We start from the raw sequence: 11,895 nt of genomic DNA, 5'->3' as shown, positions 1-11,895 counted from the left end.
TGCAACGTCCGGAAGATCCGGTGTGCCTAGGGGAGGGTAACGACCGTCGCGGCGTAGACGAGACCCGCCCCGAAGCCGATGACGAGCGCGGTGTCGCCGCTCTTCGCCTGCCCGGTCGCCAGAAGCCGCTCCATCGCGAGCGGAATCGAGGCGGCCGAGGTGTTGCCGGTGGTCTCCACATCACGGGCGACCGTGACGTGCTCCGGCAGCTTCAGAGTCTTCACCATCGAGTCGATGATCCGCATGTTTGCCTGGTGCGGGATGAAGACGTCCAGGTCATCCGAGGTGATTCCGGCCGCGTCCAGCGCCTGCTGGGCGACCTTCGCCATCTCGAACACGGCCCAGCGGAAGACCGCCTGGCCCTCCTGCGTGATGGCCGGGAACTTCGCGACCGTGCCGTTGCGGTAGTCGTCCCACGGCACCGTCTGCTTGATGGTCTCGGACTTGTCGCCCTCGGAGCCCCAGACGGTGGGGCCGATGGCCGGCTCCTTCGCCGGGCCGACGACGACCGCGCCGGCGCCGTCGCCGAACAGGAAGGCCGTCGCGCGGTCCTCCAGGTCGGTCAGGTCGGAGAGCCGCTCCACGCCGATGACCAGGACGTACTCCGCCGAGCCCTCGACCACCATGCCCTTGGCGAGGGTGAGCCCGTAACCGAAGCCTGCGCAGCCGGCGGAGATGTCGAACGCGGCGGGCTTGCCCGCACCGATCTTGTCCGCGATCTCGGTCGCGACGGCCGGGGTCTGCTTGAAGTGCGAGACGGTGGAGACGATCACGGCGCCGATCTGCTCGGGCGTGATCCCGGCGTCGGCGATCGCCTTGCCGGAAGCCTCGACGGACATCGCGGCGACGGTCTCCTCGGGGGAGGCCCAGTGCCGGGTGACGATGCCGGAGCGGGAGCGGATCCACTCGTCGGACGAGTCGATCGTCTCGAGGATCACCTCGTTGGGGACCACACGCGTCGGCCGGTAGCCGCCGACACCCATGATCCGCGCGTACGGAGCCCCCTTGCTGGGCTTGATCTTCGACATGCTCTCGGGCTCCTTAGGCGGCGGCGGAGTGCTCGGCGATGAGCGCACGAGCCGCGTCGAGGTCGTCGGGGGTCTTGAGCGCGAGCGTCTTCACCCCGGGCAGGGCGCGCTTGGCGAGGCCCGTCAGAGTGCCGCCGGGGCAGGCTTCGATGAGCGCGGTGACGCCGAGCTCCTTGAAGGTCTCCATGCACAGGTCCCAGCGGACCGGGTTGGAGACCTGGCTGACCAGGCGGGCGACGACCTCGGCGCCCGTGGTCACGATCTTGCCGTCGGCGTTCGAGACGTACGTCAGCATGGGATCGTCGACGTCCAGGTGCTGTGCGGCCTTGCCGAGTTCCGCGACCGCGGGGGCCATGTGGTGCGTGTGGAACGCGCCGGCCACCTGCAGCGGTACGACGCGGCGCACGCCCTCGGGCTTGTCCTCGGCCAGCGCCGCGAGCTGCTCCGCCGTACCGGCCGCCACGATCTGGCCGGCGCCGTTCACGTTGGCAGGGGTCAGGCCGAGCTTCTCCAGGTGCGGGACGACGTCCTCGGGCTCGCCGCCGAGCAGGGCGGACATGCCGGTCTGCGTGACCGCGGCCGCCTCGGCCATACCGAGTCCACGTGTACGTACGAACTGCAGCGCGGCCTCGTCGGTGAGCACACCGGCGTACGCGGCGGCGGTGATCTCGCCGACGCTGTGGCCGGCGACCGCACCGAACAGCTCGCCGTCACGGTCGACGGCGGTCTGCAGCGCCTCGGCGGAGAGCAGGCCGGCGGCGACCAGCAGAGGCTGGGCGACCGACGTGTCGCGGATCGCGTCCGCGTCGGCCTGTGTGCCGTAGTGGGCAAGGTCGAGCCCGATGGCGTCGGACCAGCCGGCGAGGCGGTCGGCGGCGCCGGGGAGTTCGAGCCAGGGAGTCAGGAAGCCGGGCGTCTGGGCGCCTTGGCCGGGAGCGACGAGTACGAGCACCCTCACACTCTCTCTTGTGGACGGTCCGCGGCGCCCGTGGGGACAGGGACCAAGAACCGTCGGGGGAATTGTTGGTGTCCGACAAAAGTCTAGGACTGGGGATCTCCGTCGGCCAGACGCCCCAGGATCAGGGCGATCCGCAGTGTGAAGGCGGATCGTACATCGGAGGGTGACCATCCGGTGACGTCCGTCACACGTCGGAGCCGGTAGCGCACGGTGTTGGGGTGAACGAAGAGCATCCGGGCCGCGCCCTCCAGGCTGCTCGCCTGCTCCAGATAGACACTGAGAGTCTCCAGCAGCGCCGAGCCCGCCTCTTCGAGCGGTCTGTAGATCTCCTCCACCAGCTGCTCCCGCGCAGCAGGGTCCGACGCGATCGCGCGTTCCGGCAGCAGATCGTCCGCGAGAACCGGGCGCGGAGCGTCCTGCCAGGCGGAACACGCCTTGAGGCCGGCCGCGGCGGCCTGCGCGGACTTGGTGGCCGCCAGCAGGTCCGGCACGACGGGTCCGGCGACCACCGGGCCCGCGGCGAACGGACCGATCAGCGCCTTCGCGACCTTGAGCGGGTTGTCGCTGCCGCCCGCGACCACGACCAGCCGGTCGCCCAGCACCCCGGTGAGGACCTGGAGCTTGGCGTGCCGGGCGGCCCGGCGGATCGCCTCGACGGTCAGTTCGCTGTCCCCGTCGGGGGCTGTGCCGAGGACGACCGAGACATGCTCGGGGGAGTTCCAGCCGAGGGCCGCGGCCCGGGACAGGGCGCCCTCGTCGGCCTCGCCGGACAGCACCGCGTTCACGACCAGGGACTCCAGGCGCGCGTCCCAGGCGCCGCGGGCCTCGGCCGCCTGTGCGTACACCTGGGCGGTCGCGAAGGCGATCTCCCGGGCGTACACGAGCAGCGCCTCGCGCAGAATCGACTCGTCGCCGGGCGCCGCGACCTCGTCGATCGCGGACTCCATCACCTCGATCGTGGTCCGCACCATCTCGACGGTCTGGCGCAGGGTGATCGCACGGGTCAGCTCGCGTGGAGCCGTACCGAAGACATCGGTGGAGATCGCCTGCGGGGTCTCGGGGTGCCGGAACCACTCGGTGAACGCGGCGATACCGGCCTGGGCGACCAGGCCGATCCAGGACCGGTTCTCCGGGGGCATCGCCCGGTACCAGGGCAGCGTCTCGTCCATGCGGGCGATCGCGTTCGCCGCGAGCCGGCCGGACGACTTCTCGAGCCGGCGGAGGGTCGCGGTGTGCGGATGGGCCACCACGGGGGCTGCGGGATGCTCAGGATCGGGTTGGGGCACGTGGACAAGACTGCCTTATCGGAAGGGCTGTGCGGAGTCCCGGGTCTACCGTGGCCTCCATGACGGATGTGCGACTGGATGTACGACGCAGTGGCGAGCGGTACGAGGGCGGGGACAAGACGGCGGGGATCTCCTCACGGCACGCCTTCTCCTTCGGCCACTTCTACGATCCGGACAACCTCCGCTTCGGCGCCGTACTCGCCTGCAACGAAGAGCGCCTCGAACCGGGCGCCGGCTTCGAGGAGCACCCGCACAGCCACACCGAGATCGTCACCTGGGTCGTCGAGGGCGAACTCACGCACCGCGACTCGGCCGGGCACGCCACGGTGGTCCGCGCCGGAGACGTGCAGCGGCTCAGCTCGGCGTCCGGAGTCCGGCATGAGGAGCGCAACGACGGGCCGGTTCCGCTGCGTTTCGTACAGATGTGGCTGGCGCCGCTGGAACTGGGCGGCGATCCCGCGTACGACCTCGTCCACGGCATCGCGGACAGCACCCCGTACGCCGTCCCGGCGGCGGACGCCGTGCTGCATGTCCGGCGGCTCGCGGCGGGCGAACGGACGGCCGTGCCCGAGGCGCCATGGGTGTACGCGCATGTGGTGCGGGGACCGGTCCGGCTCGGCGGCGAGCTGCTGGAGGACGGCGACTCTGCGCGCATCACGGACCGGGGGGATCTGGAGATCCTGGCCGCCGGGCCGGCCGAGGTGCTGCTCTGGGAACTCGGGTAGGCGTACGCAGGTTGCCATTGGACCCGCGATGGAGAAGGTCCAGGTGATTTCGCTGTCCGGACTCCTTTGTCAGAGCCATGCAGTACAACTGAAAGGTGACTTTAGTTTTACGGGCACGTATGTGGCAAAACTAAAGTTGTCTTTGAGTTTCACCCATCCCGCCAGAGCACCATGAGCAGGCCACGGCAGCTGTCGAGGCGTTCAACCAGCGCGTCATCATGGTCGCGCAGCGGCAGCGGCACCGCAACGACCTCTTGACCGACCGTCGGCCATCCTTGCTCAACGCCGCCTTCTCCGGGCGGCTGTAGCCCCGCCCCCACGTCACTCGGGTGGCACCCGCCGCCACCCCCCGTCGGTGACCGCCACATGGTCCAGGAAGCACAGGCCGACCGCCGCCGCGGATGCCGCAGACCTCGCCTTTCCCGCGCTCACCCTCTGGTTCTTCAGGTACGCGCGCGGTTAAGGAGTGTTGGAACTGCTTCCCGTTCTGCCAGGACAGAGCGTCCGCCACGTCGATGACCCGGCCCGTGTTCAGGTCCAGAGGCTTCTCGTGCGACATGAGCAGGCTCGCTCAACGCCTGGGCACGCCACTGGAGTTCGTCGTCCGGGTTGTCCCGCCGGATCCACGACAGCATCGCACCGACGGAAGTGAGATCCCGCACCGGCATGATGTGCGGTCCGGTCGGAGCGTCCTCCGTGAGGTGAAGGAACTCCTCGCGCTCCAGGTCGTACGCGATCTCCCACACCGCCCCCGAGCCGTGCAGCGCGCCCACCAGACTGGCCAGCCGCTGCTGGTCGTCGAGGACGTAGTGCACCGGGGCACCCTCGTGCTGCGGCACGGTGTCCAGCCCCGCGATCTCATGTCCGCTGGCCAGTTTGGCCGTGGTACGCCACATGAGCAGGCTGCCGATGGGGTAGTTCCGGCGCACCGAGTCAAGCAAGTACAGGATCTGTTGCGGGGTCCACACGAACGCCCGCTGGAACTTGGGTAAAACTATGTCGCCGGTCAGGACCCGCGAGGCGAGTGAGGTGATCGGTGCGATGGTCGGCTCGGGCGCACGCATCTGCGACGCTGACAGCGGTGACGTCCCCATCGTGTGTACCCCCTGGTCGCCGTACTTCCGTGCTAAATCAGCTATGGAAAACGATCGTAGGGGGCAGCACTGACAATCGAACCGGCCCGCGGTCTAACGGAGTCCGTCCACGAAGGTCCGCCAGGCGGGCGCTCCGAAGAGCAGGACGGGGCCGGCCGGGTTCTTGCTGTCGCGGACCGGGACCGCGCCGTGGCAGCCGTCGGCCACCTCGACGCACTCACCGCCGCTGGTGCCGCTGTACGACGACTTTCGCCAGGCCGCGCCGCCGGTCACCGTGCACTCGACGCAGTCGCCGCCGGTGTTTCCGCTGTAACTGGACTTACGCCACCGCGCGTTCTTCAGGTCGGGACCTGTCTCCATAGCGTTCCTCCATCACGCGGGTGATCAGTGCCGCCGAATCCTCGACGGAGAGGGCGGCGGCCTGCAAGTGAGCGTAACGGAGTGCGGCTTCCCGGATGGTCTCGGGGTTGGCGGTCATGTGGCCGGAGATGACGTCCTCCGTGTAGACGAGATCCGGGTCGTCCTCGAAGCGGAGGAGGTTGAACGAACCGGCCAGGCTCGCGTGTTCACCAGCCGCGAAGGGCAGCACCTGGATACGCATCCAGCGGTGACCGGTGAAGTCCAACAGGCGGGTGAGTTGCCTTCGCATGACCTCGCGGCCGCCGATCGGCCGGTACAGCGCGGCCTCGTCGAGGATCGCCCAGGCGAGCGGCGGCCGATCCCGCTGCAGGATGCGCTGGCGCTCCAGCCGTGCCGCGACCAGGCCCTCAAGATCGTCCGGCATTCCGGTGGCAAGCACCGCCCGCGCGTACTCCTCCGTCTGCAGCAGCCCGTACACCAGCTGTGCCTGGTACGTGGAGATGTACGCGGCGCGGGCCTCCATCTCCGCATATGGCTGGAACCAGGTCGGCAGCTGGCTGCGCAGGACCAGGCCGACGAGCCGCGAGAACACCCCGTCCGTACCGAGTGCCGCATCCACCCGCTCGGAGAAATCACGGGTGGGGACCTTCTTCGTGGTCTCGATCTGGCCAATCAGGGAGCCCGTGCAGAAGATGATCTCGCCCAGCTGGCCCTGCCTGAGGCCGCTGGCCTCTCTCTGGCGGCGGAGCTCCCAGCCGTAGTAGTCCAACGGGGAAGCGCTGGGGTCGAGTGACTGCACATTGGCCACGGTGGGCACCTCCGGCCTGCAATGCCTCGCGGCGTTCGTTTCGGTACATAGCCGAGCGTAATCGCTTCGTCGCACGCTGGTGGCATGAATCACACAACCGATCCGCAGGCGGCGGATGTTGCGGCGGAATACCGCACCGACTTCTCCGTGGGTGAGCACTCGGCGCGGCATCTGCGCCGCATCCTGCGCATGTACCTCACCAGCTGGGACCTGCTCGATGTGGCCGACGCGGCCGAGCTGGCGCTGACCGAGCTGATCGCGAACGTCGTAGGGCACGTCCCCGGCCGCCGCTGTCAGACGCGCATCCTGCTCCAGGCCGGCGGCGTGCGGGTCGAGGTCGCGGACGGCTGTCCTCGACTGCCCCGCCCGGCCGGCGGCGACGATCTGGCCGAGGGCGGGCGAGGGCTGCTGCTGGTCGACGCCGTTACGGACGACTGGGGCGTGGAGACCCGCCCTGACGGCGGGGGCAAGACGGTGTGGTTCGAGTGCCTGGCCGCCACGGCTGCTGATGTGCGGCGGCCGGGTCCATCACGTTCTCTCAGCGCCCGGAGGCGATTTCCGCGAGGACCGCATCGGTGAAGGCGGGCCACGTCTCGATCGCCCAGGGGCCGAACGCCCGGTCCGTGAGCGCGACGCACGCCGCGCGGGCGTCCGGGTCGACCCACAGGAACGTACCGGACTGGCCGAAGTGCCCGAAGGTCCGCGGGGAGGACGAACCGCCCGTCCAGTGCGGGGACTTGGCGTCGCGGATCTCGAAGCCGAGGCCCCAGTCGTTCGGCGACTGGTGCCCGTAGCCGGGGAGCACGCCCTTGAGGCCCGGGTGGACGACCGAGGTGGCCTCGGCGACCGTGCGGGGGTCGAGCAGGCGCGGGGCCTGGAGTTCGGCCGCGAAGCGGACGAGGTCGTCGACGGTGGAGACGGCGTCCTTGGCGGGGGAGCCGTCGAGGCTGGTGGCGACCATGCCGAGCGGCTCCAGGACCGCCTGGTGGAGATAGTCGGCGAACGGGATGTCCGTGGCCTTGGCGATGTGGTCGCCGAGGGCCTCGAAGCCGGCGTTGGAGTAGAGCCGGCGCTCGCCGGGCGGAGCCACCACGCGGTGCTCGTCGAAGGCCAGGCCGGAGGTGTGGGCGAGCAGGTGGCGGACCGTGGCGCCGTCGGGCCCGGCCGGTTCACCGAACTCGATCGCGCCCTCTTCGTACGCCACGAGCGCCGCGTAGGCGACGAGGGGCTTGGTGACCGAGGCGAGCGGGAAGCACTGCGAGGTGGGGCCGTGGCTACCGGCGACGGTCCCGTCGGCTCGTACGACGGCGGCCGCCGCGGTCGGTACCGGCCAGTTCTCGATCATCCGCAGGCTGTCCATGGGGTGAGCATACTGGGGCGTTGCCGCGTCATACAGCCTGTCTTACAGTGGCCGTATGACAGTCAAGGCGATCAGCTTCCGGCCGGACGAGGTCACGCGGCGCGAGCTGGAGGCGCTGGCAGAACAGCGTGGAGCCACGGCGTCCGACGTCATAAGGCAGGCGATCCACGAGGTCTACGTGGCCGAGCAGTACCGCCGCGCGCGGGCAGAGCTGGCCGAATGGCAGGCGGACCCGGCTTACCAGCAGGAAATCGCTGCCGTGCAGGAAGAGATGAGTGACCTGCGTGCGTGGTGACCTCTACCGGTTGCGTGCCGACAAGACCGCAGTCGGCCATGGGCGGCAGGGCGCGCGCTTCGCGGTCGTCCTGCAGACGGAACTGCTGGCCACGTCGACGCTCGTCGTGGCCCCGACGTCCACGAGTGCCCGCCCGGGGATCATCCACCCGCGCCTCGACATGGACGGCACGGCGACCGTGGTGCTCGTCGAGCAGATGACCGCCGTGGCTTCCGAAAGACTGGGCGACTTCGCGGGGCGGGTCGAGCCCGAGGAGTGGGCGGAGATCGAGCATGCGGTCAAGCTGGTGCTCGGGCTGCTCTGACGCCCGTACGTCTCAGGCTTGCTTGGAGTGCACTCCAAGGTTCTAGCGTGGTGGACATGACCGTGACGGGTTACACCATCAGCGAGGTCGCCGCCCTCAGCGGACTGACGGCGCACACCCTGCGCTGGTACGAGCGGATCGGCCTGATGCCGCACGTGGACCGGTCGCACACCGGCCAGCGCCGCTTCACCAACCGCGATCTGGACTGGCTCGCCTTCGTGACCAAGCTGCGGCTGACCGGGATGCCGGTGGCCGACATGGTCCGCTACGCCGAACTCGTACGCGAGGGCGAGCACACCTTCGAGGCGCGGCGGGAGCTGCTGGAGCAGACGCGGCGCGATGTGCGGGCGCGGATCGCGGAGTTGAACGACACGCTCGCCGTACTCGACTACAAGATCGACTCCTATGCCGGCGCCCGGCGGGCGTCGGAGAAAGCATGAGCCTGATGACTGACAGGAACAGCAGGATCGCGACGGTGGAACTCGGCACGGACGGCCCGCAGGTCGGCGTGCAGGGGCTCGGCTGCATGGGCATGAGTGAGTTCTACGGAGATACGGACGAGGCGGCGGCGCGCGACACCCTGGCAGCGGCGCTGGAGGCGGGGGTCACGCTCTTCGACACCGCCGACATGTACGGGAGCGGAGCCAACGAGGAGTTCCTCGCGCCGTTCGTCGCCGCGCACCGCGACGAGATCACCCTCGCCACGAAGTTCGCCATCGAGCGGACCGACGACGAGCAGGTCCGGGGCGTGCGTAACGACGCCCCGTACATCCGCCAGGCGGTGGAGGCGAGCCTGCGGCGGCTGAACGTCGAGGTCATCGACCTCTACTACATGCACCGCCGGGACCCGTCCGTGCCGCTGGCCGAGTCGGTCGGGGCGATGGCCGAACTCGTACAGCAGGGCAAGGTACGGCAGCTGGGGCTGAGCGAGGTGACGGGCGCGGAGCTGCGCGAGGCGCACGCCGTGCACCCGATCGCGGCCCTTCAGTCGGAGTGGTCGCTGTTCAGCCGCGACGTCGAGCGCAGCGCGGTGGGCGCGGCGGCGGAGCTCGGGGTGACCTTCGTGCCGTACTCGCCGCTCGGGCGCGGCTTCCTGACCGGCGCGTTCGCGGACGCCGGCAAGGACCTCTCCGAAGGCGACTTCCGGAAGTACCAGCCGCGCTTCACGGGCGACAACGCGAAGGCGAACGCGGCACTGCTGGAGCCGGTCCACAAGATCGCCGCGGCCCACGGCGCGACGGCCGCGCAGGTGGCCCTGGCGTGGGTACAGCAGCGGGCCGAGGTGCACGGGCTCACGGTGGTGCCGATCCCCGGCACTCGCAAGCGCAGTCGGCTGCTGGAGAACGTCGCCGCCACGCGGCTCACCCTGACCGCCGGTGAACTGGCGCTCCTGGAGCCGATCGCCGCCCAGGTCGCGGGCGACCGCTACCCGGACATGTCGTCCACGGCGGCGGCCCGCGAGTAACCGACGGCCCTGGCGGCCGGGGGCTACAGCTCTGCCAGTAGGTCGGCCTTCTTCGTGCTGAACTCCTCGTCCGTCAGCAGGCCGGTGCCGTGCAGCTCGCCCAGGTGGCGGATCCGCTCGGCGATGTCCGCCGGGTCGCGGCGGGCGGCCGATGCTGCGGGCAGCGCGGGCCCCCGGTCCCGTACCGCCCGCAGTACGGCCGCCGCGAACGGCAGCGACTCGTGCACCGGGCCGTAGCCGAGCCCGAACACCACGGCCGCCGGGTCCTGGTCCGCCTGCGGCGGCTGCGGCACCGTCCCAGTGCCGACGCCGTCGCGGGGGACCAGCCGCAGGTAGCCGTCGAACACGTCGGGGGAGCGCCACTCGACACCGCTGAGCGCCGACACCGGGAAACTCTGGTCGCCCGCCTTCCACTTGGCGGAGGACGCGCCCGTCCAGAACCACCGGAAGGACACGTGCGACCCGTCGAAGGACGCTTTCCCGTCGTACGCCTTGAAGTGCTGCGGAGCGGTGGGCGCCGGAATCAGGAAGCGGTCGGCGGGCGAGCCGTCCCCGGCAGCAGGCAGGGCGGCGCGCAGTTCGTCCGCGTAATACCCGGCCGGCGTCTCGCGCTCGGCGGGCAGCACCAGCCGGTACGGGTCGCAGCACTCCTTCAGCTGGCCGGCCGCGGCCTCCATCAGCGGATCGGCGCCCGCTCTCGGCACCGCGTGCAGCACAACGGTGCCCCGCTTGCCCGGGGTGAGGGTCACCGCCGCCAACGCCTCGTGGGGGATGCGGCGTTCGCCGAGCGCCTGGAACAGCTTCGGCGTGCGGATGCCCCGTTCGAAGCGGATGAGCACGGAGTCCGTGTCGAACTCCCAGGCGGCATGAACTCCGGCCAGCACATCACCCATGCGGCTCATCGTATGCGGCACGCGCTTCCGCGTCCCCCTCGTCGCCCGGCGCGATTTCCGCCCCTCCGGGCGGTCTCTACGCGCGTCAGATGCCTTCCGCGCCGTAAATTCCACTGCTGCACGCCGTGTTGGCGCTCGCGCAGCTCACCGTGCGGTACGAACCGACGCCGATGCGCGCGAAGTTGTCGAGGCTCCCGGTGTCCGGCTCGAAATAGCCGGCGTGCCCCACCGCGCCGTCCGCGGAGAGTATCCGGGCACCGAAGTCGGGGGCTACGGGATCGGCCCCGTGGCCCAGCCCGCCCACCGCCAGGTACGGCACGTCGGCGATCCAGTCGTCGGCGTCGCGCATGGCCCACACGCGAGCCCGCGTGCCCAGCTCGGCGGCGTTCTCGACCCGCATGCCCGGGCTGCCCGCGACCGCGATGTCGGTGACCCGGGAGGGCAGCTCGCGGGCGGCGACGCCGCACACCACGGAACCGTAGCTGTGGCAGAACAGGGCGACGCTCGGCTGCCCGGGCAGGGCGCCGACCATCGATCCGAGCCGCTCCGCGCCGTCCCTGGCCAGTCTGCCGATGGCCGCGTCCATGCCGAGGCCGACGGGCGCGGTGTAGTCGGCCCAGGCGATGACGGCGGTCCTGGACCGGGGGCTCGCGGTGCGCTCGGCCGCGTACAGCGACTGCGCCATGCCGACCGGCGCGGTGTAGCGGCGCTTGGTCTTCTCGAACGTCAGCAGATTGGTGTCGACTCCGGGCACGACCACGGAGACGCGTTCCGCGCGGTCGAGGTCGCCGAAGACCTCGGCGGCCCGGCCGGCCCCCGTGGGGTCGAAGGACAGGATCTGCCGGCCGCCGCGCAGGAGCGACTCGATGCGGTGCTGCCGGCGCCCGGCCTCGTGCCGTCCGGCGGGCGACAGCCGCGGGTCGCGGGTGCGCTGCTCCTCGGTCTTGCGGGCCATGACGAGTGCCCGGTGGTTCGCTCGGTATCGCAGCGTGACAGGCGCGCCTTCCAGGTTGCCGACGACCAGCGGGTGGCGGTCGGCGAGCCGGGTCCGCTGCTTTCCGCCGAGCCGGTCGAAGAAACGGTCCACCGCCTCCGGCGGCGCGAGCGGATCCGGTAGGTCGCGCCCGTCGATCGAGCCGCGCTCCCACGCCGCGAGTGCGGCCGGGCGCGGTTCGGACTCGGTCGGCTGATGGCGTACGGCCGTCCAGCCGGTCGTCGACAGCATCACGAAGACCACGGCGAGGGCGAGCAGCGCGCGCCAGGCGCTGAGTGTGGGGGAGGAGCCGAAGTAAGTCACTGCTGAACACCCTAGGAGACGC

At 70.4% G+C, this 11,895-nt stretch carries 15 protein-coding genes; 6 read left to right on the top strand and 9 right to left on the bottom strand.

Annotated features, from left to right (window positions below):
• Nucleotides 1-26 precede the first annotated feature (26 nt).
• From NLX86_RS24875 to NLX86_RS24865, 3 genes are all read right to left on the bottom strand, one after another.
• Nucleotides 27-1,028: a ketoacyl-ACP synthase III gene (locus NLX86_RS24875; RefSeq protein ID WP_254374001.1), complete on the bottom strand. Its 1,002-nt coding sequence runs from the start codon at nt 1,026-1,028 to the stop codon at nt 27-29.
• A 13-nt stretch (nt 1,029-1,041) separates the two neighbouring features.
• Nucleotides 1,042-1,980 carry an ACP S-malonyltransferase gene (locus NLX86_RS24870; RefSeq protein WP_254374000.1) on the bottom strand — a complete coding sequence of 313 codons (939 nt, stop codon included), beginning with the start codon at nt 1,978-1,980 and terminating at the stop codon, nt 1,042-1,044.
• 89 nt (nt 1,981-2,069) lie between these two features.
• A complete protein-coding gene (locus NLX86_RS24865; RefSeq protein WP_254373999.1) occupies nt 2,070-3,272 on the bottom strand; it encodes a helix-turn-helix domain-containing protein in 1,203 nt (400 codons plus the stop codon).
• A 59-nt stretch (nt 3,273-3,331) separates the two neighbouring features.
• On the opposite strand from NLX86_RS24865, the gene NLX86_RS24860 reads away from it, so the two are divergent.
• Complete coding sequence (locus NLX86_RS24860; protein WP_254373998.1) at nt 3,332-3,997, top strand: pirin family protein; 666 nt, start codon at nt 3,332-3,334, stop codon at nt 3,995-3,997.
• A 443-nt stretch (nt 3,998-4,440) separates the two neighbouring features.
• Here the strand turns inward: NLX86_RS24860 and NLX86_RS24855 are convergent, their stop codons facing one another.
• From NLX86_RS24855 to NLX86_RS24845, 3 genes are all read right to left on the bottom strand, one after another.
• Entirely contained in the window at nt 4,441-5,091 is a 651-nt protein-coding gene (locus NLX86_RS24855) for a DUF262 domain-containing protein (protein WP_254373997.1), read from the bottom strand.
• A 93-nt stretch (nt 5,092-5,184) separates the two neighbouring features.
• The gene (locus tag NLX86_RS24850; RefSeq protein WP_254373996.1) at nt 5,185-5,451 is read right to left on the bottom strand and encodes a DUF397 domain-containing protein; all 267 of its coding nucleotides are present in this window, start codon (nt 5,449-5,451) and stop codon (nt 5,185-5,187) included.
• Nucleotides 5,411-6,259: a helix-turn-helix transcriptional regulator gene (locus tag NLX86_RS24845; protein ID WP_254373995.1), complete on the bottom strand. Its 849-nt coding sequence runs from the start codon at nt 6,257-6,259 to the stop codon at nt 5,411-5,413. The genes NLX86_RS24850 and NLX86_RS24845 overlap by 41 nt, the downstream gene beginning before the upstream one ends.
• 84 nt (nt 6,260-6,343) lie before the next feature.
• On the opposite strand from NLX86_RS24845, the gene NLX86_RS24840 reads away from it, so the two are divergent.
• Entirely contained in the window at nt 6,344-6,838 is a 495-nt protein-coding gene (locus NLX86_RS24840) for an ATP-binding protein (RefSeq protein ID WP_254373994.1), read from the top strand.
• Here NLX86_RS24840 and NLX86_RS24835 read toward each other — a convergent pair.
• Nucleotides 6,798-7,619, bottom strand: a complete 822-nt coding sequence (locus NLX86_RS24835; protein WP_254373993.1) for a serine hydrolase — start codon at nt 7,617-7,619, stop codon at nt 6,798-6,800. The two genes, NLX86_RS24840 and NLX86_RS24835, sit on opposite strands and share 41 nt — an antisense overlap.
• A gap of 55 nt (nt 7,620-7,674) precedes the next feature.
• Here NLX86_RS24835 and NLX86_RS24830 point away from each other — a divergent pair, with 55 nt between their 5' ends.
• Genes NLX86_RS24830 through NLX86_RS24815 form a run of 4 tightly spaced genes read left to right on the top strand, consistent with a single transcriptional unit; the run spans nt 7,675 to nt 9,683 of the window.
• Nucleotides 7,675-7,914, top strand: coding sequence for a hypothetical protein (locus tag NLX86_RS24830; protein ID WP_254373992.1), 240 nt, complete (start codon nt 7,675-7,677; stop codon nt 7,912-7,914).
• Entirely contained in the window at nt 7,895-8,218 is a 324-nt protein-coding gene (locus tag NLX86_RS24825) for a type II toxin-antitoxin system PemK/MazF family toxin (protein WP_254373991.1), read from the top strand. The genes NLX86_RS24830 and NLX86_RS24825 overlap by 20 nt, the downstream gene beginning before the upstream one ends.
• A gap of 56 nt (nt 8,219-8,274) precedes the next feature.
• On the top strand, nt 8,275-8,658 hold the full coding sequence (locus tag NLX86_RS24820; protein WP_254373990.1) for a MerR family transcriptional regulator: 384 nt from the start codon (nt 8,275-8,277) through the stop codon (nt 8,656-8,658).
• A gap of 5 nt (nt 8,659-8,663) precedes the next feature.
• Nucleotides 8,664-9,683: an aldo/keto reductase gene (locus NLX86_RS24815; protein ID WP_254373989.1), complete on the top strand. Its 1,020-nt coding sequence runs from the start codon at nt 8,664-8,666 to the stop codon at nt 9,681-9,683.
• A 23-nt stretch (nt 9,684-9,706) separates the two neighbouring features.
• On the opposite strand, the gene NLX86_RS24810 is transcribed toward NLX86_RS24815, so the two are convergent.
• The gene (locus tag NLX86_RS24810; protein ID WP_254374028.1) at nt 9,707-10,585 is read right to left on the bottom strand and encodes a DUF4429 domain-containing protein; all 879 of its coding nucleotides are present in this window, start codon (nt 10,583-10,585) and stop codon (nt 9,707-9,709) included.
• Between the two features lie 76 nt (nt 10,586-10,661).
• Nucleotides 10,662-11,873: an alpha/beta hydrolase gene (locus NLX86_RS24805; protein ID WP_254373988.1), complete on the bottom strand. Its 1,212-nt coding sequence runs from the start codon at nt 11,871-11,873 to the stop codon at nt 10,662-10,664.
• Between the last annotated feature and the right edge of the window lie 22 nt (nt 11,874-11,895).

The sequence above is a fragment of the Streptomyces sp. A3M-1-3 genome, assembly GCF_024213665.1.
Lineage (GTDB): Bacteria > Actinomycetota > Actinomycetes > Streptomycetales > Streptomycetaceae > Streptomyces.
The sequence above is the reverse complement of the archived record's forward strand: the minus strand, read 5'-3'. Positions and strand labels throughout refer to the sequence as shown.

Excerpts from the sequence above, each read along its gene's own strand:
- NLX86_RS24840 (WP_254373994.1), top strand. The coding sequence starts at position 6,344 with ATGAATCACACAACCGATCCGCAGGCGGCGGATGTTGCGGCGGAATAC.
- NLX86_RS24820 (WP_254373990.1), top strand. The coding sequence starts at position 8,275 with ATGACCGTGACGGGTTACACCATCAGCGAGGTCGCCGCCCTCAGCGGA.
- NLX86_RS24830 (WP_254373992.1), top strand. The coding sequence starts at position 7,675 with ATGACAGTCAAGGCGATCAGCTTCCGGCCGGACGAGGTCACGCGGCGC.
- NLX86_RS24855 (WP_254373997.1), bottom strand. The coding sequence starts at position 5,091 with ATGGGGACGTCACCGCTGTCAGCGTCGCAGATGCGTGCGCCCGAGCCG.
- NLX86_RS24815 (WP_254373989.1), top strand. The coding sequence starts at position 8,664 with ATGACTGACAGGAACAGCAGGATCGCGACGGTGGAACTCGGCACGGAC.
- NLX86_RS24850 (WP_254373996.1), bottom strand. The coding sequence starts at position 5,451 with ATGGAGACAGGTCCCGACCTGAAGAACGCGCGGTGGCGTAAGTCCAGT.
- NLX86_RS24860 (WP_254373998.1), top strand. The coding sequence starts at position 3,332 with ATGACGGATGTGCGACTGGATGTACGACGCAGTGGCGAGCGGTACGAG.
- NLX86_RS24875 (WP_254374001.1), bottom strand. The coding sequence starts at position 1,028 with ATGTCGAAGATCAAGCCCAGCAAGGGGGCTCCGTACGCGCGGATCATG.
- NLX86_RS24810 (WP_254374028.1), bottom strand. The coding sequence starts at position 10,585 with ATGAGCCGCATGGGTGATGTGCTGGCCGGAGTTCATGCCGCCTGGGAG.
- NLX86_RS24835 (WP_254373993.1), bottom strand. The coding sequence starts at position 7,619 with ATGGACAGCCTGCGGATGATCGAGAACTGGCCGGTACCGACCGCGGCG.